We start from the raw sequence: 21,979 nt of genomic DNA on the forward strand, positions 1-21,979 counted from the left end.
AGTAAATTATTATAGAAATAGAAAAACAGGTGGAGAAAAACAACTCGTTTTTCTCCACCTGTTTTATTTTAGGGACTTATTAGACAGCCCCTTTTATATTTATCGGTCGATTCCATTCGTTTATCAGTCAAACTTGAAGATATATCGGTCCATTTATCAATATATCGGTCAATTGGTTACTTAAAGGTTTAGTTCTTCTGGTGGCTCACCGTTATTATTCATAAGTCGAATAGAATCGGGTTTGATCTGTAATAATACGTAGTTTGGATCTTCTGGCCCTTCAAACCATTGTTCAAAGGATTTATTCCATAATTTTTTCTTCAATTCGGCGGTATCATTGATTTTCGATGTTCCTGAAATTTCAATGTATGAATCGCCAAGGCCTTCATTGTCATAGCCAAACAAGACATGAACATGTGGGTTCTTTTCTATTTCATCTATTTTTTCAGTCTTTACGCTTGTTGGTGTATAAAAGGTTAATTCCTCGTTGAAGAATGTCATGTAGCGCGAATAGGGCTTATTATTTTCTACTGTTGATAGGACTCCGATTTTACTTTCCTTGATCACATTCAATATTTTTTCTTTTAATTGATCTTGACTCATCTTCACCACTCCTTTTATTTTTCTCTTTATTACTCTTCCTCTTATGCCTATAACTTAAACGGATTTGCACAGTTTTTATTATTTGGATGAATGGAATTTATGCTAAAGTACCATACTATTGATTACGTGTTTATGGAAAAAGCAAATTCTTATTTTTAAATCTATAGGTGAAGGTGAGTACAAGCAAATGAATTGTGGAGAATTACTGATCATCGGCGGGGCGGAAGATAAATGCCTAGAAGGTGAAGTTTTGAATAAATTCGTGGAGCTTGCAACGAGAAAACCAGGTGGAATCGGGATCCTACCGACTGCTAGCGAAATTCCCGATGAGGTTAGTAAAGAATACATCCGCATCTTTAAAGAGCTTGGTGTAAATCGAGTGGAAGTTCTCGAGGTGAATTCGAAAAGAGATGCAGAGGATCCGGCCATTTGTGAACAATTGGCCTCTTTTTCGGCTGTATTCATAACAGGGGGGAATCAAAGCCGATTGTCCGAGCTGATCCGTGATTCCCGATTGCATCAGACTCTTTCGAAGTCCTGGCATGACGGAATGGTCGTAGCCGGGACAAGCGCAGGTGCCTCGATTATGGGGAAGCGAATGATTGTTGCCGCCGATATGAAACTGGATGATGAAAAATTGAAGGTGGAAATAGGGAAGGGATTCGGATTTTTGGATGGACTCCTGATTGACCAGCATTTTTCACAACGCGGCCGGTTCGATCGGTTATTAAGTGCGATAGCCGAAAATGAAGAAATCATGGGTATTGGTATAGATGAAAATACAGCGATAGTAGTAAGCGATGGGAAATTTGAAGTGTATGGAATAAATCAAGTTCTGGTGCTTGATGGAAGTAGTAGTGACTATATCAATATTACGATTGCTGAAAACGGAAGCGAAGAACTGACACTTTCAGGTTTTCGTCTACATGCTTTAACTAGAGGGTATCAATTTGACTTGAAGACAAGAAAATTGTCGCTGGAGAAGAGGATTCAATCATGAAAATCAATCGAGTCCGCTATTTAAAAGGACCTAACTTTTTCGCATATAAACCAACCATTTGCATTGAATTGGACTTGGAGGAACTGGAGGAAAGGCCATCTGATTCGATTCCTGGCTTTAATGAAAGGCTGTTGGAGGTGCTCCCCGACCTGGGCAAGCATACATGTTCTCATGGATATGAGGGTGGTTTTGCTGAGAGGTTGAACCGTGGTACATGGATGGGACATGTATTGGAGCATATGGCGATTGAACTGCAAAATATGGCTGGTATAGACGTTGTTCGTGGGAAAACGATTATGATGAAAGATCCTGGGGTTTATTCCGTTACCTACGATTATAAGGAGCCTAAGTCGGGATTTCAGGCATTCCTCTCCAGCAAAGAAATCGTGGAAGCCATTTTAAAACGTGAAAAGAATATCAATGTTCAATCCTATGTGGAGCAAATAGCCAATTTATATTACCAACATAAATTGGGACCTAGTACAGAGGCCATTTACCAGGCGGCACATGCGAGGAATATCCCTGTGGAGCGAATTGGGGAAAATAGCTTGGTCCGGATAGGGACTGGTTCTAGGCAGAAGTTTGTCCAGGCGACGATTACAAGCCAGACTTCCAATATAGCCGTAGAGAATGCCTGTGATAAATCGATGACGAAGGAAATTCTGAAAGGCTGTGGCCTTCCCGTACCGGAAGGCGAAGTCGCGCATTCGATTGAGGAAATATTTGATTCAGCGGATAGACTTGGTTTTCCACTCGTCCTTAAACCTTTTAACGGGCGGCAGGGCCAAGGGGTCATTACCCATATTAAAAATAAAGATGAATTATTTAATGTCGCTCATTGCTTGGAATCCCACGTACAGAAGTACATTGTGGAACGCCATTTTGAAGGGCATGATTATCGCTTATTAGTCGTAGATGGAAAGCTTGCTGCCGCTAGTCTCCGGCTACCACCCTACGTCATCGGGAATGGGAGGGAGACTATACGCAACCTGATAGAGAAGGAAAACCAGAATCCGTTGAGGGGAGAGGGCCATGAAAAACCGATGTCCAAAATCCCCCTTACACATACGGTAACGTGTTATTTGGAAAAACAGAACAGGAACCTGGGGAGCATTCCGAAAAAAGGCGAGGTAATCCAAGTGGTCGGAAATGCAAACCTTTCAACCGGAGGGAAGGCAATCGATGTAACGGAACAGGTTCACCCGACTATAAGGAAAGTGGCTATAGGTGCTGCAAATGCGATTAATCTGGATGTAGCGGGCATAGACTTTATTTGCCAAGACATTTCGCAACCATTCGATTACACAAAAATGGCCATCATAGAAGTGAATGCAGCGCCAGGGATCCGGATGCACCATTATCCAAGTGAAGGCAAAAAAAGAGATGTGGGCAAGGCAATTGTCGATTATCTATTTCCTAGCCGAGAAGAAGCGGCCATCCCGATTATCGCAGTAACGGGGACAAACGGAAAAACCACAACGACCAGAATGATACATTATTTTCTTTCTAATGATCGGAATAAAGTAGGAATGACGAATTCCGACGGGGTATATGTGGGACAAGAGGTTCTAGATCAAGGGGATTGCAGTGGGCCAATAAGTGCAAGAATGGTCTTATCCCATCCAGAAGTAGATACAGCCATATTGGAGACAGCAAGAGGTGGGATTTTAAGGGAAGGGCTTGCTTTTCGTAGGTGCGACGTAGGGGTTATTACAAATGTGAGTGAGGATCATCTTGGCTGTGATGGAATTGAAACGCTGGAGGACCTAGTTAAATTAAAGCGACTTGTAGCGGAGGTTGTTCTCGAAAATGGATATTGTGTGTTGAACGCGGATGACCCTCATGTAGTGGCCATGAACGAATATACAGACGGGGAAGTGATTTATACCTCTACTCAAGCCAACCATCCCGTCATAATGGCAGCGATTAAAGAAAGAAAAAGGGCTTGGTTTGTGGATGAACAAGGAATAATCAATTATGTGGAAAATGGAGGAGTAAAACGTTTCATGGAATGTGAGGAAGTACCCATCACGATTAAGGGCAAGGCACGCCATAACGTATCCAATTTGCTCCAAGCTTTAGCGGCAGCCTCGACACAAGGCATTTCTATCGATGAATTACGAAAGAAGGCTATGACATTCATGCCAGATGGGAATCTATCCAAAGGAAGATTTAACTTGAAAAAGGTCAATGAAAGGACCATACTCATTGACTATGCTCATAATGCAGCAGGACTAAAAGCCATTTTCGATACCGTTAGTGCGTATCATAGAAATCGACTCATTACTGTTTTGGCGGGACCAGGCGATCGAATAAATGAAGAAATCATTAGCCTGGCAAATATCGTGGCTGTACAGACGGATTTGTTCATTATTAAAGAGGACGATGATTTGCGAGGCAGAAACCCTTTAGAAGTAGCTGAACTGATTCAGGAAGCGGCGTTTAAAAGAGGTTTGACCGGTGAACAGGCAGTCATTGTTCCAAATGAAATGGATGCGTTTTTAAAAGCTTGGGAATTATCCCAACCTGGGGACCTTCTATTGTTTTTTTACACCGATTTTAATTATGTAGAGCGTTTTTTCGAAACCATTACAAAAAATGCATTGCCTAAGAAAATGAATGGAAAATAGGTAAATAGCGGATTTAGGAAGATGATCCTTACATAAAGGTCATCTTCTTTGGCCTTTTACCCTTTATCCTATAAAAAACCCTGTAGTTCAGACTCCTTGAAAAGTCTGAACTACAGGGTATAGTAATAGGGTTAGCTTTTTTTTGCGTTGGTTTCATTGACGGCAGGCACATTTGTCTTTTCGTTGTTATAAACACGTTGAAGTACAATGGTCTGTACAATCATGAATAATCCGCCTACTGACCAATATAGTGGCAAAGCAGCAGGGGCGGAGAATGAAATGAACAAGATCATGGCAGGTGAGACCAAACTCATTATCTTCATTTGTTTCTGTTGATCTTCCGGCATTTGCCTCATGGAAATCACAGATTGGAAATAGTAAATGACTCCGGCAATGAGTGCCATGGCGATATTAGGCTCCCCAAGACTGAACCAAAGGAAGTTATGGGTAGCAATTTCATGAGATCCTTGAATCGCATAATACACACCCATTAGAATCGGCATCTGGATCAAAAGGGGCAAGCAACCCATATTTAAAGGATTGACACCATGTTTTTGATAGAGTTTCATCATTTCCTGCTGAAGTTCCTTCTGTTTGGCTGGATCTTTCGTTTCTTTAATCTTCTGCTGAATGGCAGTCATTTCTGGCTTGAGTCCATTCATTTTCGTCTTCATATTGCGTTGTGTTTTATATTGCTTGATATTCAATGGTAACAGAATGAGACGAATGATGACAGTCATCATGATGATGCCTATCCCATAATTCCCGTTAAAAAAATCCGCATTAAATTCAAGCAATGTGTTCATCGGATTGACTACTACAGTATGAAAGGGTCCGCTAGTAGCTGCTGAACATCCTGATAAAAGGCCGATCATTAGAAAGAGTGTTCCAATTAATAGTACATTTTTCTTCTTCAAAATATATTCCTCCTCAAATTGTTAATGGTTAAACAATGAGAAGGAGGCTTGGCTCTTCAGAATCATCTGGAGAGTCCTTTTGGCGAATATAAGTGATAAAGCGTCGTATTCCTAGTGGATGAAAAACGCTACCTGTATAAACAAGAGATTTACCAGGGCTTGAGTGAAGTGAAGCTTGATATTTATCATTTAAGAGTGTCTGATTTTTATTAATAAAGTAAAACGCCGCAAAAGGGAAGACGAAGGTCAATAAGTACCCTGCCCATAGTGCATGGCGGATGGTTTGATAATCAAATTCTAATAATAACTCCCACATAGTAATCCCTTCTTTTTCTTAGATAAGGATAGTTGCTGTATAAAACGCATTCTAATATCTGTAAGAACACTATACCAGATTCAAGTTATAGAATGCGAAAAAATCATATGTTTTTTAAAAAGAAAATAGAGGGATATTTTAGTTTTTCATGGGTACGCTGAATGAAAATCATTTTAATTATATCAGTCAGCCATGTCACGGATGGTCTGCAGCCTACATATGAATAGAGGGAAGTTTATAACGAGGTGAAAAAAGGATGAATCTATACGATCCATTAAATTCGCACATCAATTATTTTGATAGTCATTTCTATCTTAATCCATTTAACCCATATGTGGATAATGGTTTTCCAGTGGAGCCCAATCAATTTGACTATCTGAATTTTGAAGAGAGGCAGCCGCCACCACCAAGACCGCCTCAAGGTGGACCACCACCACGACCACCTCAAGGAGGTCCGCCACCGCCTAAGCCGCCTCAAGGTGGTCCGCCACCAAGGCCCCCTCAAGGAGGAGGACCACCTACTGTACCTCCGCCGTCATTCATCCCCCAATTTCCAAATGTAGGTTTTTTCGGAATTGAAGCTGGGGCAATGAGAGGGTGTTTATATAAAAATACGTATATTTGGTTAAGGAATGGCCGCTCATTTTGGCTTTATCCTACGTATGTTGGTCGGAATACCGTTGCAGGTTACCGCTGGAGACCCAATCAAAAACGATGGGCCTACTATGGTACCGATGAAGATGAAATTCAATCTTTTCAATGCTATTGAAAAAAACAATCCGCAGAAGCGGATTGTTTTTTTGGGGGATCCAATGTTATCTCTCTTTCAAAAAAAGTCGGGAAAATCCGAAATGATTCCATCCAAGTTCATTTTCTTTAGAGACTGCATCTGTTTTTTATTGTTGACTGTCCAAGTAAATACTTTCATTCCGTGACTCTGAATTCGTGTTTTAAGATTCGGGTTTAACAACGTTTGCTTTGGATTCGCAAAAGTTGCAAATTCTGAAATCTCTTTTAGTTTTTGATCCGAAATTCGCCGATTGATTAGTACGCCGACTGGAATTTTGGGTAAGAGTTCGTGAAAAGTTTTCATGGAGTTCATATCAAAAGAATGAACCATGATTTTATTTTCAACGTTTGAATTAAGCGGACTTTTCAAGAGTTCTTCTGCCAGTTTTCTCTCGATACCGGGGTAAAGGGAGGGGTGTTTAATTTCTATTAATAGTCCAATCTCATAAGACGAAAAAGTTTCCAAAACCTCGCTAAGCAAGGGAATCTTCTCGTTTTTAAAATCAGGGTGAAACCAGCTCCCGGCATCCAATTCTAGTAACTCTGCGGCTGTATAGTCCCTGATATTTCCCTTACCGTTAGTCGTCCTCTCGAGAGTTGGATCATGATGCACCATAAGTTCCCCATCTTTACTAAGATGGATATCTACTTCCAGAACATCCACGCCCATCTCTATTGCTTTATAATAGGATGCCATTGTATTCTCAGGACAATATCCCGATGCCCCGCGATGTCCAATCTTTAGTGGTGTATGTTGATTTGAGAGAATGGGAACCACCCTTTTCCTTCTGTTAAAGGAAAAAATGAGCAGGATGAATAAGATGATAAAGACTATAAGGAATAACTCTTTCAATTTGCACACTCCTTGATTATATTTATGGGTTATTAGATATCTACCCTCATTTAAAAGAAATAAAAGAACGTTGTCAAAACGTCTATATGAGAGAGATAAGGAGGATTGAAGGAGCTTGGCGTCTTGTATATAACAGGCAATAAAAGAAAGAATGGATGCAGCTTTAGAAGCTGCATCCATTCCTTTTTCATTATACGATGATTGGTGTAACGTCTATATTCCCGCGGGTTGCCTTGGAGTAAGGGCAAGTTGCGTGTGCTTTCTTTACAAATCCTTCAGCTTCTTCTTTGCTCAGGTCTGGGATGGAAACATCTAATCTAACGGCCAATTTGAAACCGCCATCTGTCTCATCTTTCCCGATTGTGACATTCGCAGTCACGGATGTATCCACTTTCTTTTTTTCCTTACTAAGTACAAGGTTCAATGCACTGCCAAAACAAGCGGCATACCCTGCGGCAAATAACTGTTCCGGGTTTGTTGCCTTTTCACCAGAACCACCTAATTCTTTCGGTGACCTTACATCAAAATCGAGGATGCCGTCCTCCGATTTTACATGGCCTTCACGTCCACCGTGTACGGTAACTGCAGTTGTATATAATGGTTTCAAAAAAACAACTCCTTTTGATTTAGTTATATTATATAGGTTCCCATTAATTGGACTTGTTAAACAAAAGAAAGAGAGTTGGTCATCTATTTATAATTTATTTAAAAATTGTATGAAATTGGAATAAGTTGTTTTATAATAACTGTATTAAGCCAAGTAGTACACTTATTACAGTGAGGGGGCTGATGATGTTTGAGTTGGACGTACAAAGTAGAAGACCCATTTATGAACAATTAATGGAAAAATTCAAAGAGCTTATAATCAGTGACGTACTAAAAGAACATGACCAGCTGCCTTCCGTTAGAATATTGGCTCAGGAACTGACCATTAACCCTAATACGATTCAAAAAGCTTATAGGCAGCTTGAAGCGGAAGGGTTTATATATACGATACCAGGAAAAGGTAATTTCGTTTTACCCCCCGGGGAATTGAAGAATTCATTAAAGGAAGAGAAGATAAGGTCGGAGCTTACTAGGGTGTTAGCGGAAGCCCTGTATATTGGTATCGAAAAAAAAGAAATTTATAGGTTGGTCAAGGATATAAGTTCGATAGCAAAGGGGGGAGAAACATGATAGAAATCAAGCGTGTTAGTAAGTTATATGAAGGAAAAGTAGCGATCAAAGACGTAAGTTTGGATATACAAAGAGGATCTATTTTTGGATTGTTGGGATCGAACGGGGCAGGAAAGACGACCCTTTTGAAAATGCTATCAGGAAATTTGATCCAGGATAGCGGTGAGGTTCTTATCGATGAATCCCCAGTATTTGAAAACCGGGTAGTGAAAAATCGATGTTTCTTCCTTCCTGATATGCCTTACTTCTTGGCTAACTATTCCATCATGCAAATGGCAGGTTTTTATAGTCATGTTTATAGTGAATGGAATCAAGAACGTTTTTATCAATTGCAGGAAGTGTTTGCGATTCCCTTTCAATATAAAATTCACAAGCTGTCTAAGGGAATGCAGAGGCAGGTTGCTTTTTGGCTGGCCCTTTCAACGATGCCAGAAGTTTTAATACTCGATGAACCCTTTGATGGGCTTGATCCGGTCATGCGCAAAAATGTGAAACAGTTGCTGATTCAGGATGTATCCGAACGAGAAATGACGATCTTGATTTCATCCCATAACCTTCGGGAAATTGAAGATTTAGCAGATCATGTGGGGATATTGCATCAAGGGGAGCTCATCATCCAGAAGGATTTGGATGATTTGAAAGCGGATGTACATAAAGTTCAAATAGCCTTTAAAAATAAAATTCCATATGGCATTTACCGTGGCATGCAAATCCTGAATAAGGAAAGGAGGGGCAGCGTCATCGTCTGCATCTTAAAAGGAAAAGAATCTGATATCAAGACTCATTTCAGCCAGTTTCAACCTGATATATTCGATATCCTGCCCCTCACTTTGGAAGAAATCTTCATATATGAAATGGGGGACATCGGCTATGCCATTCAAAATAGTCTCGTTTAATAAAGAACTGGTATTTTATATTTTTAGAAGTACCGGATGGATTGGGTTTCTTTATTTTATCGGCCTCATTTTTGCACTACCTTTGGAAATATTAACGATTATTCTCAATAATAATAGTGAATATATGAACTTTGTAAATTTATTTTCCAGTCAGGGGATGATTCAATTCGTCCTAGTCATAAGCATTCCAGTATTGCTCGCCATTTTCCTATTTCGATTTTTACAAGTAAAACAGGCTTCGGATTTTATACATAGTTTACCGATCACTAGGAGAAGTATATACGTTCATATGATAGGGATGGGGATTTCCTTTATCATTGTCCCCATTTTGCTTACAGGCCTCATCTTGTATTTATTCCACTCAGCCTTAGATGTTGAAAAATTGTATAGCCTGACAGATATTTGGTCGTGGGTGGGCATTACTTTTGTCATGGAGACAGTGATTTTCTCTGTAGCTGTCTTAATTGGAATGGTGACGGGATTATCGGCTCTACAGGGCTTACTTACCTATATAACGCTTGGGTTGCCAGCTGGGCTATTTATCTTACTAGCGGCGAATGTGAAGTTTTTGATGGTTGGTTTTTTTGCCGAATACTACTTAAGTGCCAACATGAATAGCATGTCCCCTATATTGGCGGCAACTGAAATGGAAAAAATGAATGTTTTCTCCTTTCAGCTACTAATCTATGCACTGGTCTCCTGCCTATTTCTATGGCTTTCATTGGTTCTCTATAAACGGAGAAAGCTGGAGTATGTATCGCAAGCCTTTGTGTTCCCCTTGATTAAACCGGTATTTAAATATGGTTTAACGATAAGCATGATGCTTTTTTCCGGCTTTTATTTTAGTCAAACAACCGGGAAAATCGAATGGGTCGTGTTCGGCTATGTGATTGGATCCATAATTGGCTATTATTTAGGCGATCTCGTCTTGCAAAAGACTTGGCGGGTCCGGTTTTCTTTTAAAGGGTACATCACCTTTATGGTGAGTGTCATCGCTCTTTCCATCCTTCTAAAGTTAGATCCGCTTTCGTATGAGTCAAAGGTGCCTGATAAAAAGATGATCAACCAAATATATATAGGGAACCATTCACCTATATATTATGAAGATGAGGATTCAGGGAGTTCAATCTATCTAAAAGAAAAAGAAAATATCTCAGCTGTACGTTTGTTACATCAGCAGATTCTTGAAAAGGGTAAGATGGAGAGCGTCGCAGATCCTAATCCTGAAAACTCCGTGTTTCTTATATACGAACTTGAAAATGGAAGACATTTAGCGAGGGAGTACCATTTGCAAAATTATGAGTCGTATATGCCGCTTTTAGCCAAAATCTATGAATCTAGCGAATATAAACAAACAGTGAATGAGCTGTTGCATGTACCGGTTGAAGAAGTTTCCAAAATGAAAATCAATGCCACCGGAGAAATGGATAAGTCCGTAATCATTACTGATAAACAGCAGCTTGCGGAAGCGGTTCAGGCGTTATCGGAAGACCTGAATAACCAGACACTCGCCCAAATGACGAAGACCTGGGGAGAATATGCATACATTGAAGTTCTTCTCGAAAATAACAAGACCATCTATATGAATTGGAACTCTTCTTATCCTGCCTTCACAAATTGGATGGAACAAACGGGACAAGCTGAAGAGGCAAGATTAACGGCAAATGATATCTCTCATATTCTTGTAACGAAGACCGATTTTAATTTATATAGTACGTCCGAAGAAGAAATTGAACAAATAGTGGAAAAGCAGTCGATTCTGTTGAAGATTGATCAGCCTGATGAAATAGAGATGGCCATCGAAAACAGTCAATTGGATTATGGGGAAGGAAAGTATACAGCTGTTTTTTATTATAAGGATAGCCGAGATTTTGAGATAAGGACTTTTTCTGGTGACCATGTTCCCGATTTTATTTTAAACCACTTTGAATGAATAGAAAGGGAGGATGAATTTGAAGAAAGGACATTGTAATGAAGCTGAAGGTTTCACCAGGGTTTATCATTCATTTTATAAGCGAATCTATTACATTGCTTTATCCATCATCAAATGTCCATATCTCGCCGAAGATATTACTCAGGAAACCTATATAAAAGCCTATACTAAACGTGATACGATCAAGGATGACAGAAAAATGGGGGCATGGTTAGCCTGCATCGCCACGAGGACGGCCATTGATTTTTCGCGTAAGCAAAAACGGGGAAGCCATTTGATTCAGCAGGAAATGATGGATTGGTTGGAAAGTCAGCCCTGTAGTCAAAATGAGGTAGAAGATGCCATGGATTTATGGACATTAAAAGAAGACATCATCCACGTCTTATTTAAATTATCCCATAAACAGCGGGAAATACTATTGCTTAAGGTGAATGGCGGGTTAAAAGAACGTGAAATCGCCATGGTGCTCAACATTAAGCAGGCGACGGTTAAAATCAATCTGTATAGGGCAAGAAAACAATTAAGAAATGAGTTGCAAAACAAGGAAATTGCATAAAAATCAACGGGATGATGCCCAATTGCTACTTCCATTTATATTTTTATTGAACGGTTTACGTAAGTTATTCTTACTTTAAGGAAAAAATATGTAAAAGGGGGGAGATGAGATGAAAATCAGTCAAGTTTATTATCTACTAGTCATCATGGCGGTTTTCATGGCGGGTTGTAAAGATGAAGAAGGTTCTACTCATTCTTCAACTGCGGATGAGGGCATCACTTCGAAGCAGGCGACCCACGCATCAGTAGAGGGAGCCACGTATCCTCTTGAAGAAATGGAGAGTTTGTCAAACAAAATGGATGTGGCGTTCACGAGCCAAAATCGTTCGAAATGGCAGAATGAAAATCAGGCAGTCATGAAACGTTGGAAACAATTGCATGATCAAGTAGGGATAGTGAATGAGGAGTATGCGGCGGTAGAAAATGAGCTGAAAATGATAGAGGCTGAGCTTCAAAAAGAAGAGGCAAATGAAGCAAAACTGAAATCAATGATGAAGGAAGCAAAGGTGAGAATCGATTTACTTAAGCTGACATTAAAAGAATGATGTGGGGCGATCTAAAGTTTTCCTAAACGATATTTTGGGTATAGAAAAGGAAAGAAAGGATGATGAATCATGAAAAAACTCCTAAAACGAGCAGTCATTTTTGCCGCTCCTTTAATCTTTAAAGAAGTCAAGAAACGTTGGAAAAAAAAGCGTAATCAAAAAGCCATGAAGGCTGGTAGGATAAGTAACTAGCAGACTCAACATCACATTATAAGCACCAGGGGAGAAGACGCTGATACAGCGTCTTTTGTTTTTTATTACTCCTTTCATTTCTTGGATTCATTCACCTCTACATCTTTCGTTCATATCGTGTTAAAATAGTAAGGTTGATTGAAATGGATACCGGAGTAGCGAAGGTATAAGCCTTATGATATATTTTTCGTACATATATTGTGTATGTTCAAGACTTTTGCATACTAGGAAAGGTTGACATTCCAATGTGAAAAAAACGATTAGGTTCTCTATACATGCTATGTGACAATTCCAATAATGAAAGGAACATATTATGCCTACTTTAAAAGATGAGGTCCATTCAAGACGGACTTTTGCAATAATTTCCCACCCGGATGCCGGGAAAACTACATTAACAGAGAAACTACTACTGTTTGGTGGCGCGATTCGTGATGCCGGAACAGTTAAGGCTAGAAAAACAGGAAAGTATGCAACGAGTGACTGGATGGAGATTGAAAAGCAGCGGGGAATCTCCGTTACATCTTCGGTCATGCAATTTGATTATGACGATTTCCGTGTGAATATCCTGGATACACCAGGTCACCAAGATTTCAGTGAAGACACATACCGCACACTGATGGCTGTAGATAGTGCCGTAATGATTATCGATTCGGCAAAAGGGATTGAAGATCAAACGGTTAAATTATTCAAAGTATGTCGGATGAGAGGCATTCCGATTTTTACCTTCATTAATAAAATGGACCGTCAAGGGAAAATGCCACTTGAATTGCTTGCTGAACTTGAGGAAGTGCTTGGTATTGAAACGTATCCAATGAACTGGCCGATCGGGATGGGAAAAGATTTCGTAGGTATATACGATCGATTCAATAACCGCATCGAACAATTTAAGACGGAAGGACCGGAACGTTACCTTACTTTGAATGACGAAGGTGAACTTGATGGAGATCATATATTGAAGGAATCACCGTTATATGAGCAAACATTAGAAGAAATTATGCTGTTGACGGAAGCCGGAAACCAGTTCTCGGAAGAGAGAATTGCTAATGGTCAACTAAGTCCAGTATTTTTCGGTAGTGCGTTAACGGCGTTCGGTGTCCAAACATTTTTAGATGCTTATCTCCAGTTTGCACCTGAGCCACAAGCTCGTATGACCACTTCAGGTGAAGTGAATCCTGTCAGTGAAGAATTTTCCGGATTCATTTTCAAGATTCAAGCGAACATGAATCCGAAACACCGTGACCGGATTGCTTTCCTCCGCATTTGTTCAGGAAAATTCGAGCGTGGAATGAATGTAAACTTGAGCAGAACGGGCAAACCAATCAATCTTTCGTCTTCTACCCAATTCATGGCGGATGACCGGAACACCGTGAATGAAGCCGTGAGCGGAGATATCATTGGTCTGTATGACACTGGGAACTATCAAATTGGTGATACGATTACGACAAGTAAAGATATGTATCAGTTTGAACGTTTACCTCAGTTTACCCCTGAGCTTTTCATGCGGGTAACGGCTAAAAATGTTATGAAGCAGAAACATTTTCATAAAGGTATTAATCAACTGGTCCAAGAAGGAGCGATTCAGCTCTTCAAAACGGTCCGTATGGAAGAATATCTTCTAGGTGCCGTTGGTCAACTTCAATTTGAAGTATTCGAACACAGAATGAGAAACGAATACAATGTTGAGGTAATGATGGAGCGTATGGGTAGCAAAATCACCCGTTGGGCAGAAGATGAAAAACTCGATGAAAATCTGCACAGTTCTAGAAGCATACTGGTCAAAGACCGTTATGATAAATATGCATTTTTGTTTGAAAATGAGTTTGCATTACGTTGGTTCCAGGATAAGAATCCGGATGTGACTTTATATAACCCAATGGATTTAAAATAAGGTTGAGCCCGTGGATCATAAACACGGGCTTTTCTCATAGAAATCAATAGTGATTAGTTTTTCCTATAGTTATGTCTTCAGCTTAGAGAATAAATTCGAAAAGGACATCTAAGGATCATCACGTAACTGTAATAAAGGGGAAGACTTAAGGATAATGCATATGAATAGAATCGTAGAAGGTATTCGTGCAATTTGGTGATACTATGAGCACCGTATAGAATAAAATTCCTTTGACAATATTGAAAAACTTATATATATTTATACCTATGCTTTAGTGCTTAAAAGCGTCTAAGTGAAAGTGAGTGCGAGCGATTCTTACCTCGAGAATATTTAACTTGAAAGCGGTGAAAAATATCATGCGTCTTGAAGATGCGAAGCTTAAGCTCTCATTGCCCGAAGCACTCGGTGTTTTGGCCATTCTATTATTGATTATAGCAACTGGAATTATACATTATGGCTTGGATCCTCATATTCCAATTATAGTAGCTATCCTTTTTTTATTTGTTTATGGGAAAGTGAAAAAGCTTCCATTTTCAATCATGGAGTCAGCTATCGTCAAAGGGGCGGTCTCCGGTATGGGAGCCATCTATATTTTCTTCTTTATTGGAATGTTAATTTCAATCTGGATGGCGAGCGGAACAATTCCGACCATCATGTATTATGGATTTGACTGGATTTCTGGTGAATCCTTTTATGCAGTGACATTTCTGGTGACATCGCTTCTCGGATTGTGCATCGGGAGTTCACTCACCACCTCGGCTACGATAGGTGTCGCTTTCATCGGAATGGCGGCGGCCATGGATTTATCGCTGGCCATCACGGCGGGTGCCATTATCTCGGGGGCCTTTCTTGGGGATAAAATGTCACCACTTTCCGATACAACGAACTTGGCATCGGAAACAGTGGGCGTATCTTTGTTTGAACATATTAAAAATATGCTTTGGACGACACTTCCGGGATTTATTATCACGCTGGTTATCTTTTTCTTCCTTTCCCCTGATATCAATATAGCCCGGATAGAGGAAATAGAAGTGATGAGCCGTACGTTGAAGATGGAAACGAATATCAGTATATGGAGCTTGCTTCCATTTATCATCGTTTTAGGTATGGCTTTGAAAAAGATATCAGCCATCCCGACTTTATCTGCAGGAATCGTTTCCGCAGCAATCATTGCCTTTTTACAAACACCGGGTTTTACTGTTCCAAAGCTAGCTGATATTCTATTTAGCGGTTTCGTTCTTGATAGTGGGATGGAACAGCTGGATTCCATTTTATCCCGGGGTGGCATTGAAAGCATGATGTTCTCGATTTCTCTCGTTCTATTGGCATTGGCCATGGGTGGACTTTTATTTGAATTGGGCATTATCCCATCTATTCTTAGTAGCATTCAGGATTCGCTGACGAGTGTTTCGAAGTTAATTGCCGCAACTGTTTTTACAGGAATCAGTACCAACTTCCTTGTTGGGGAGCAATATTTATCGGTGTTGTTGCCGGGGAAGGCTTTCCAACAAAAGTATGATGATCTGGGGTTGCATCCTAAGACACTGGCACGTGTGCTTGAAGATTCAGGAACGGTAGTGAATCCACTTGTACCTTGGGGAGTCTGTGGTGTCTTTCTGACAAAGGTACTGGATGTTCCGACCTTGGAGTATGCACCATTTGCTTTTTTCTGTTTACTCTGTCCATTACTTAGTTTGATCAGTGGATTCACAAAAATCGGCATTCATTATAATAAGTAAGAAAAAAAGCGGTGAAGAAAACGAAAGGTTTTTCTTCACCGCTTTTTTACATTACAGACTCTTCTTTTGAAACAATACTCCATCCGTTCGCCAAAAGCTTATCTATATAATCTTCGATAGGCAATTCCTCTAAATCTATGGCCACGGGTTTCATAGATACATAGCATTCATCTTTCTCATAATTAACAGTGACTTTTACGACCTCGTACCCATTATGATACTTAGCATCAAATCCAGGGTCCTCGATGATATCTCCTAGAAAGGGACGAAAGGATGATTCAAATGTTTTCATTACAACTTCGGATCTATTTTTTTCCTTATGTTCCTTGGAAGACGTTAAAAAAATGAACAGTTTAATTTTCATCAGTACCTCTCCTTTTCTAAAGTATAGTAAGCAGTAGCTACCCTTTGAAGTTCTTGAAATAGGAAAGGCTGCCCCAAATGTCACCTTTGATGATGTTTGGGGCAGCCCTTTTTTTGTTAAATTGGTTTTATCCAATTCACTTGGAAGAGATAATATCTTCCGTTGGAACCGTCGTAATGACTTTTTCTTTTTGTTCAAGCAAGTTCATTCTCATCACGACATTTTGGTAGATACCCATTGAAAGCATCAGTAGGAGTAAGGATGAACCACCATAACTGATGAATGGAAGGGTAATCCCTGTAATGGGAATGAGCCCCGTCACGCCTCCAACATTAATGCCCACTTGTATGCCTATCATGGAAGATATACCAATCAAGAGAAGGCTGCCAAATGGGTCTTTGCATTTTGCAGAAAGGATGAAGCCCCTTAAGACGATGAAACCGAGTGTCAACAGGACGAAAGCCACACCGAATATTCCTAGCTCTTCCGCAATGATGGCCATGATGAAATCGGTATGGGATTCGGGAAGATAGCCATACTTCTGTACGCTGTCTCCAAGGCCGACTCCCGTAAGACCGCCAGAACCGATTGCAAATAAAGAGTTCACGAGTTGATATCCGTCTTCTCCGGCTGTACCGAAAGGATCAGCGAATCCGGTAAAACGGGATACCTTATTCTCGGTGAAAATACTCGAAAAATTCCCTGTCACTAGTACGCCTAGAGCTACAAGGCCGATTAATAGCATCGTAAGTATAGATAGCTTAAAGATACTTTTAAAAGACATGCCAGACGAAAGGACCATGGTAACTGCAATGAGAAATATGACGGCAGCCGTTCCATAGTCAGGTTGAATGGCAATTAAAAAGCAAATACCAACGAGAAACCCGATCGGTGGAATGACGGCTTTATCGATGCTGTTGATTCGATCCTGTCTTTTACCGTAAATGGCGGCCAGATAAATAATCATGGCTAGCTTGGAAAACTCCGCGGGCTGAATGGATTTTGTTCCTATCTTAAACCAGCTCGTAGCATTACCCGCCGTATGGCCGAAGATGAATAGAAGTAAAAGGATACCAGCCATTCCAAACATCATACTCATTAAAAACGTTTTGTGCTTGTACATCTTATAAGGAAGAATCATCGTCACGATCATGGCAATGAATGAGATGATAAAGGCCGTTTTTTGTTTTTCAAAGAAGAAATCCATGGACAAGCCGTATCGAGCAACTGCAGTAATCATGCTCGAACTATAAATCATGACTAAACCAAACAGACAAAGTAATGTGACTGCGATGAAAATTGGGAAATCATATGCTTTAATAATTCTTTTCACTTGTGCGCTCACCTCGAATATGTATGCGCGAAAAATTCGCCTTCTTATATAGTAACGGAAAATCGGTTAGATAGATAATGATTTTAATCATTTACTAGAATTTAACCTTAAAGAATCGAATATAAACACCCGGTTTATTTAATGCACATGAATATTACTATTCTCTATTTTCGATAATCTGGTTGGATACTCCTTTTAAAAAAACAATATTTTTCTTTTCGTCCCTTGAATAATAGTAATAATTTGTCAAATAACTTACAATTAAGATAATTAAAGGGAGGGATAGGATGGGACATATATACTTTTTTACTGGTTTTCCAGGGTTCATTAGCAATCAGTTGATTAGGGAGCTTATAAAACAGGACGAGGCAGTAGATAAAGTCTATCTACTTGTACTACCTGAGCAAATGGGAAAAGCGGAAGCGGAAATCAAGACAATAGAAAGTGAACTGGACGGGGCAAAGGTGCTATTCCAATTAGGGATAGGAGATATCACGAAAGAGAACCTCAATATCGCTGTTCCGGAGAGTCAAAGTCTTCAACAAGAAATCACGCATGTTTTTCATCTAGCTGCGATATATGATTTGGCTGTCCCGGAAAAAATTGCTCAGCTAGTCAATGTCGTTGGTACGAAGCATGTGAATGAATGGGTCAAAGGGATCCCCAACCTTGTGCGTTATACCTATTTTAGTACCGCTTACGTTGCCGGTAATCGGGAAGGTGACCTGTTTGAACATGAACTTGTACTGCCGAAAAGCTTCAAGAACCATTACGAGCGGACGAAGTATGATGCAGAATTACTGGTCGAGCAATTAAAAAGCGAAGTACCCACAACAATCATCCGTCCAGGGATCGTGAAGGGACACTCCAAGACAGGGGAAACCATCAAATTTGACGGGCCATATTTTATCCTCAACTTCCTAGATCGTCTAAGTTTCCTGCCTATGTACCCATATATCTCGTCGGAAAGGGAGACCGTTGTCAATCTTGTGCCAGTTGATTATATTATACAGGCAACCGCTTATCTGGCATTATATAAAGAAGGTGTAGGTAAGACGTATCATCTAACCGATCCGAGTCCTTGTAAAGCCACTGAGATTTATGAACTTTTTGTTGGTGAATTATATAAGAAGAAACCAAAGGGTCATATGCCAATGGCGGTAAGCCAGGCCTTTTTATCGATCCGTCCTGTACGGACATATTTAGGTGTAGAAAAAGAAGCATTGGATTACTTCACATGGCAGGGACGATTCGATTGTACAAAAGCACAGGCTGATTTAGCGGGATCTGGAATTGCTTGCCCGAATTTCAAGGATGGCGTACCGGCCATGGTCGAATTTTATTTAAGAAACAAAAACGAAAAAAGATACCAGATAAAAATAAGGTGAAGCAAGGGGAGACATTATGGAAGAACTACATAAAAAGTGGGAAGTGTATTCTCCGGCAACAGGAAAGAAAATAGCGGAACTTGATGAAACCCCACTGGAGTCCATTCCTCAATTATATATAAAATCAAGGCAGGCTTTTCTGAATTGGTCTAAACTACCCATCGCCGAACGCTTGAACTATTTAAAGCGCCTTCGTTTTTTGATGGTGGAAAAGATGGATGAACTAGCAGAAACGATTTCGAAAGATACGGGGAAGGTCAAGATAGAAGCGCTTGTGGCAGATATCATGCCAACGATAGATGCGATCAAGCATATTGAAAAACATGCTGCAAAAGCCCTTTCGAGGCAGAAGGCATCAACCCCACTCATGTTAATTGGTAAGAAATCCTATATTGAATATATGCCACGTGGGACGGTCCTTGTCATTTCACCTTGGAATTATCCTTTCCAACTGGCGATGGTGCCGATACTGAATGCCTTAATTGGTGGAAATACGGTCATTTCCAAGCCTTCAGAGGTGACCCCTTTAGTGGGTATAAGCATGGATGACTTGTTTCAAGAAGCTGGATTTCCGGAGGGCGTCATTCAATTTGCCCATGGCGGAAAAGAGCTAGGGGCGGCATTGACGGAACAAAAACCCGATTATATATTTTTTACCGGCTCTGTAAGGACCGGTAAAATTATCGGTGAAGTGGCGGCTAAACAATTAATCCCCACTACGCTCGAACTTGGTGGAAAGGATCCGATGATCGTATTTGGTGATGCCAATTTGGAACGTGCTGTAAATGGGGCACTTTGGGGAGCTTTTACTAACAGTGGACAGGTGTGCATGAGCGTGGAAAGGGTTTATGTGGAAAGGACCGTTTATAAAGAGTTTCTGTCCTTGCTGAAGGAAAAGACGACTGCTTTAAGGCAGGGTACACAATTAACGGACGATGTTGGTTCGATGACGTTCCCGGCCCAGCTTGATATCGTTGCAGACCACTTGGATGATGCACTGAATAAGGGAGCCATCATGGAATCCGGCAGCATTCCGCATGACTGGAAAAAGGGAAGTACTTATTTCATCCCACCGACCATTTTGTCCAATGTCGATCATTCGATGAAAATCATGAATGAGGAAACATTCGGCCCGGTTCTTCCTGTTGTGCCATTCGATAGTGAAGAAGAGGCGGTTCGTCTTGCGAACGACAGTCAATATGGACTTAACTCAAGCGTATGGAGCATGGATGAGGAAAAAGCGAACCGGGTGGCCCGTCAGTTAGTGACAGGAGCGGTGACCATCAATGATGTCTTGATAACCGTTGCCAATCATGGACTGCCGTTTGGCGGGGCAAAGCAAAGTGGTATTGGCCGTTATCATGGGGAACAGGGAATGCGGATATTCTGCCATGAAAAAGCGATCATGCAGGATAAAGGGAAAAAGAATTCGGAAATCCAGTGGTATCCTTATGAAGGGAAATACCCAAGATTTTTATCGCTGTTCCAACATTACTTTTCAGCCAAGACCAATTGGATCAAATTTGGAAGAGAATATATGGAATTATTAAAGATTTCCAAAGAAAAACGAAAAAAATGATTGTTATTTATGCGGGTAGCACGTATACTACTAATATACTTAATAACTGATTTTCCTTTAATCAAAGGGGAGTAGCGTTAGGGTTCGCCCTAAAACAAAGTCGTCATTACGTGAATGGAGACATTCATCGGCTTTGTTGACATGATTTCATGTTCAGCAAGACCTTTGCCTATACGGCAGAGGTCTTTTTATTTTGCCAAATGCCGATAGGGAGGAAAATACAAACTATTGGAGGTAAAATATATGGAAGTATCATTATTATTGGAATATGGATGGGTCCTTCTTATCTTGGTCGGACTTGAAGGGATACTCGCTGCTGATAATGCAGTCGTCATGGCTGTCATGGTTAAGCATTTACCAAAAGATCAACAACGGAAAGCTTTGTTTTATGGATTGTTAGGAGCTTTTGTTTTCCGTTTTGCAAGTTTATTCCTGATTTCTTTCCTTGTCGACGTATGGCAAGTTCAAGCACTCGGTGCGCTTTACCTTCTCTTCATCGCTTTTCAGCATCTTTATAAGAAATATGCTGGTAAAGGCGAGGCTGAAGTCAAGAAACCTAAGAAACAATCCGGCTTCTGGATGACCGTCGTCAAAGTAGAAGTAGCGGATATTGCATTTGCCATTGATTCGATGCTGGCAGCCGTTGCATTAGCTGTTACACTTCCTGCTACAGGCTGGATGAAGGTCGGTGGAATTGACGGAGGACAATTTGCTGTCATGTTCCTCGGCGGGATGATAGGCTTGGTTATCATGCGTTTTGCAGCTAATGGATTCGTGAAGTTGCTTCATCAGCGTCCATCACTTGAAACTGCAGCCTTCTTGATTGTAGGTTGGGTAGGGGTTAAATTGGCCGTCTACACGCTAGCTCATCCTTCCCTCGGCGTCTTAGAACAGCATTTCCCTGAATCAACCCTTTGGAAGTCAATTTTCTGGGTTGTATTAGTTGGAATCGCGGTTGGTGCTTGGATCATTTCGAGTAAAAAAGAGAAACAAATTCAAGAAGTATAAAAAATGTCAGGCGTGAGAGTCACGCCTGACATTTTTTTTGTGCAATGAAAATTAATCATTTTGTGGAAAATGACCGCGTTACCCACAAAAAAATAATCCTATTTTCGAAATTTATGCTTAAGAGTCAAATATTAAATTAAAGTAATAAAAATGACAAATGTCCTATGAAACCATTAGAAAACTTCGATTTTTTTATTGAACTGTAACTTTAATGTAATAAACGAGAAAAAACTAAGCATTTTATCATGTTATATCGAAAATTTAATCTGTGATTT

22 protein-coding genes and 1 riboswitch are annotated in these 21,979 nt (G+C 40.3%); of the genes, 15 read left to right on the forward strand and 7 right to left on the reverse strand.

From position 1 onward, the window contains the following. Positions 1-184 (forward strand): hypothetical protein (locus ACIQXQ_RS05435; RefSeq protein WP_402956056.1); only part of this gene is annotated, 184 nt, incomplete at its 5' end. Here ACIQXQ_RS05435 and ACIQXQ_RS05440 read toward each other — a convergent pair. Then, positions 181-603: a pyridoxamine 5'-phosphate oxidase family protein gene (locus ACIQXQ_RS05440; protein ID WP_402867910.1), complete on the reverse strand. Its 423-nt coding sequence runs from the start codon at positions 601-603 to the stop codon at positions 181-183. The two genes, ACIQXQ_RS05435 and ACIQXQ_RS05440, sit on opposite strands and share 4 nt — an antisense overlap. Positions 604-790: 187 nt before the next feature. On the opposite strand from ACIQXQ_RS05440, the gene ACIQXQ_RS05445 reads away from it, so the two are divergent. Together ACIQXQ_RS05445 and cphA are read left to right on the forward strand one after the other, a co-directional pair. Further along, on the forward strand, positions 791-1,603 hold the full coding sequence (locus ACIQXQ_RS05445; RefSeq protein WP_402867911.1) for a cyanophycinase: 813 nt from the start codon (positions 791-793) through the stop codon (positions 1,601-1,603). Continuing rightward, positions 1,600-4,233, forward strand: a complete 2,634-nt coding sequence (gene cphA / locus ACIQXQ_RS05450; protein WP_402956058.1) for a cyanophycin synthetase — start codon at positions 1,600-1,602, stop codon at positions 4,231-4,233. Before ACIQXQ_RS05445 ends, cphA begins: the two co-directional genes overlap by 4 nt. Before the next feature lie 131 nt (positions 4,234-4,364). Here the strand turns inward: cphA and yidC are convergent, their stop codons facing one another. Continuing rightward, positions 4,365-5,150 (reverse strand): membrane protein insertase YidC, encoded by a 786-nt coding sequence (yidC, locus tag ACIQXQ_RS05455; protein WP_402867913.1) that lies wholly within the window; start codon positions 5,148-5,150, stop codon positions 4,365-4,367. A 28-nt stretch (positions 5,151-5,178) separates the two neighbouring features. Beyond that, positions 5,179-5,466, reverse strand: coding sequence for a hypothetical protein (locus ACIQXQ_RS05460; protein ID WP_402867914.1), 288 nt, complete (start codon positions 5,464-5,466; stop codon positions 5,179-5,181). Positions 5,467-5,722: 256 nt separating this feature from the next. Between ACIQXQ_RS05460 and ACIQXQ_RS05465 the strand changes: the two genes are divergently transcribed. Next, a complete protein-coding gene (locus tag ACIQXQ_RS05465; protein ID WP_402956060.1) occupies positions 5,723-6,235 on the forward strand; it encodes a transporter in 513 nt (170 codons plus the stop codon). 57 nt (positions 6,236-6,292) lie between these two features. Here ACIQXQ_RS05465 and ACIQXQ_RS05470 read toward each other — a convergent pair whose 3' ends face one another. Both ACIQXQ_RS05470 and ACIQXQ_RS05475 read right to left on the reverse strand, forming a co-directional pair. Next, a complete protein-coding gene (locus ACIQXQ_RS05470; RefSeq protein WP_402956062.1) occupies positions 6,293-7,108 on the reverse strand; it encodes a glycerophosphodiester phosphodiesterase in 816 nt (271 codons plus the stop codon). A gap of 190 nt (positions 7,109-7,298) precedes the next feature. Then, complete coding sequence (locus tag ACIQXQ_RS05475) at positions 7,299-7,715, reverse strand: organic hydroperoxide resistance protein (RefSeq protein ID WP_402867917.1); 417 nt, start codon at positions 7,713-7,715, stop codon at positions 7,299-7,301. 185 nt (positions 7,716-7,900) lie between these two features. On the opposite strand from ACIQXQ_RS05475, the gene ACIQXQ_RS05480 reads away from it, so the two are divergent. The 8 genes from ACIQXQ_RS05480 to nhaC all read left to right on the forward strand — a co-directional run bounded on the left by ACIQXQ_RS05480 (position 7,901) and on the right by nhaC (position 16,032). Further along, complete coding sequence (locus ACIQXQ_RS05480; RefSeq protein ID WP_402867918.1) at positions 7,901-8,284, forward strand: GntR family transcriptional regulator; 384 nt, start codon at positions 7,901-7,903, stop codon at positions 8,282-8,284. After that, the gene (locus ACIQXQ_RS05485; protein WP_402867919.1) at positions 8,281-9,180 is read left to right on the forward strand and encodes an ABC transporter ATP-binding protein; all 900 of its coding nucleotides are present in this window, start codon (positions 8,281-8,283) and stop codon (positions 9,178-9,180) included. Before ACIQXQ_RS05480 ends, ACIQXQ_RS05485 begins: the two co-directional genes overlap by 4 nt. Further along, positions 9,155-11,113, forward strand: coding sequence for a DUF6449 domain-containing protein (locus ACIQXQ_RS05490; RefSeq protein WP_402956064.1), 1,959 nt, complete (start codon positions 9,155-9,157; stop codon positions 11,111-11,113). Before ACIQXQ_RS05485 ends, ACIQXQ_RS05490 begins: the two co-directional genes overlap by 26 nt. A 19-nt stretch (positions 11,114-11,132) precedes the next feature. Then, positions 11,133-11,669 (forward strand): RNA polymerase sigma factor, encoded by a 537-nt coding sequence (locus ACIQXQ_RS05495; protein ID WP_402867921.1) that lies wholly within the window; start codon positions 11,133-11,135, stop codon positions 11,667-11,669. Between the two features lie 109 nt (positions 11,670-11,778). Then, positions 11,779-12,213 (forward strand): hypothetical protein, encoded by a 435-nt coding sequence (locus ACIQXQ_RS05500; RefSeq protein ID WP_402956066.1) that lies wholly within the window; start codon positions 11,779-11,781, stop codon positions 12,211-12,213. A gap of 69 nt (positions 12,214-12,282) precedes the next feature. Further along, positions 12,283-12,405: a hypothetical protein gene (locus tag ACIQXQ_RS05505; RefSeq protein ID WP_402867923.1), complete on the forward strand. Its 123-nt coding sequence runs from the start codon at positions 12,283-12,285 to the stop codon at positions 12,403-12,405. A 313-nt stretch (positions 12,406-12,718) separates the two neighbouring features. Next, the gene (locus ACIQXQ_RS05510) at positions 12,719-14,293 is read left to right on the forward strand and encodes a peptide chain release factor 3 (RefSeq protein WP_402867924.1); all 1,575 of its coding nucleotides are present in this window, start codon (positions 12,719-12,721) and stop codon (positions 14,291-14,293) included. 344 nt (positions 14,294-14,637) lie between these two features. Beyond that, a complete protein-coding gene (gene nhaC, locus ACIQXQ_RS05515) occupies positions 14,638-16,032 on the forward strand; it encodes a Na+/H+ antiporter NhaC (protein ID WP_402868555.1) in 1,395 nt (464 codons plus the stop codon). Between the two features lie 46 nt (positions 16,033-16,078). On the opposite strand, the gene ACIQXQ_RS05520 is transcribed toward nhaC, so the two are convergent. Together ACIQXQ_RS05520 and ACIQXQ_RS05525 are read right to left on the reverse strand one after the other, a co-directional pair. Continuing rightward, positions 16,079-16,396, reverse strand: a complete 318-nt coding sequence (locus ACIQXQ_RS05520; RefSeq protein WP_402867925.1) for a hypothetical protein — start codon at positions 16,394-16,396, stop codon at positions 16,079-16,081. A gap of 136 nt (positions 16,397-16,532) precedes the next feature. Beyond that, the gene (locus tag ACIQXQ_RS05525; RefSeq protein ID WP_402867926.1) at positions 16,533-17,729 is read right to left on the reverse strand and encodes an FtsW/RodA/SpoVE family cell cycle protein; all 1,197 of its coding nucleotides are present in this window, start codon (positions 17,727-17,729) and stop codon (positions 16,533-16,535) included. 287 nt (positions 17,730-18,016) lie between these two features. On the opposite strand from ACIQXQ_RS05525, the gene ACIQXQ_RS05530 reads away from it, so the two are divergent. The 3 genes from ACIQXQ_RS05530 (at position 18,017) to ACIQXQ_RS05540 (ending at position 21,704) form a co-directional block, all read left to right on the forward strand. Next, positions 18,017-19,117 (forward strand): SDR family oxidoreductase, encoded by a 1,101-nt coding sequence (locus ACIQXQ_RS05530; protein ID WP_402956068.1) that lies wholly within the window; start codon positions 18,017-18,019, stop codon positions 19,115-19,117. A gap of 16 nt (positions 19,118-19,133) precedes the next feature. Next, positions 19,134-20,696 (forward strand): aldehyde dehydrogenase family protein, encoded by a 1,563-nt coding sequence (locus ACIQXQ_RS05535; RefSeq protein ID WP_402867928.1) that lies wholly within the window; start codon positions 19,134-19,136, stop codon positions 20,694-20,696. Positions 20,697-20,750: 54 nt separating this feature from the next. Beyond that, a riboswitch (yybP-ykoY riboswitch) is annotated at positions 20,751-20,851 on the forward strand. A gap of 88 nt (positions 20,852-20,939) precedes the next feature. Continuing rightward, entirely contained in the window at positions 20,940-21,704 is a 765-nt protein-coding gene (locus ACIQXQ_RS05540) for a TerC family protein (protein WP_402956070.1), read from the forward strand. Positions 21,705-21,979: the final 275 nt, after the last annotated feature.

The sequence above is a fragment of the Peribacillus sp. NPDC097198 genome, from assembly GCF_044762055.1.
GTDB lineage: Bacteria > Bacillota > Bacilli > Bacillales > DSM-1321 > Peribacillus.

Coding starts and splice junctions, on each gene's coding strand:
- ACIQXQ_RS05440 (WP_402867910.1), bottom strand. CDS start 603: ATGAGTCAAGATCAATTAAAAGAAAAAATATTGAATGTGATCAAGGAA.
- ACIQXQ_RS05445 (WP_402867911.1), top strand. CDS start 791: ATGAATTGTGGAGAATTACTGATCATCGGCGGGGCGGAAGATAAATGC.
- cphA (WP_402956058.1), top strand. CDS start 1,600: ATGAAAATCAATCGAGTCCGCTATTTAAAAGGACCTAACTTTTTCGCA.
- ACIQXQ_RS05460 (WP_402867914.1), bottom strand. CDS start 5,466: ATGTGGGAGTTATTATTAGAATTTGATTATCAAACCATCCGCCATGCA.
- ACIQXQ_RS05465 (WP_402956060.1), top strand. CDS start 5,723: ATGAATCTATACGATCCATTAAATTCGCACATCAATTATTTTGATAGT.
- ACIQXQ_RS05480 (WP_402867918.1), top strand. CDS start 7,901: ATGTTTGAGTTGGACGTACAAAGTAGAAGACCCATTTATGAACAATTA.
- ACIQXQ_RS05485 (WP_402867919.1), top strand. CDS start 8,281: ATGATAGAAATCAAGCGTGTTAGTAAGTTATATGAAGGAAAAGTAGCG.
- ACIQXQ_RS05490 (WP_402956064.1), top strand. CDS start 9,155: ATGCCATTCAAAATAGTCTCGTTTAATAAAGAACTGGTATTTTATATT.
- ACIQXQ_RS05500 (WP_402956066.1), top strand. CDS start 11,779: ATGAAAATCAGTCAAGTTTATTATCTACTAGTCATCATGGCGGTTTTC.
- ACIQXQ_RS05505 (WP_402867923.1), top strand. CDS start 12,283: ATGAAAAAACTCCTAAAACGAGCAGTCATTTTTGCCGCTCCTTTAATC.
- ACIQXQ_RS05510 (WP_402867924.1), top strand. CDS start 12,719: ATGCCTACTTTAAAAGATGAGGTCCATTCAAGACGGACTTTTGCAATA.
- ACIQXQ_RS05520 (WP_402867925.1), bottom strand. CDS start 16,396: ATGAAAATTAAACTGTTCATTTTTTTAACGTCTTCCAAGGAACATAAG.
- ACIQXQ_RS05530 (WP_402956068.1), top strand. CDS start 18,017: ATGGGACATATATACTTTTTTACTGGTTTTCCAGGGTTCATTAGCAAT.
- ACIQXQ_RS05535 (WP_402867928.1), top strand. CDS start 19,134: ATGGAAGAACTACATAAAAAGTGGGAAGTGTATTCTCCGGCAACAGGA.
- ACIQXQ_RS05540 (WP_402956070.1), top strand. CDS start 20,940: ATGGAAGTATCATTATTATTGGAATATGGATGGGTCCTTCTTATCTTG.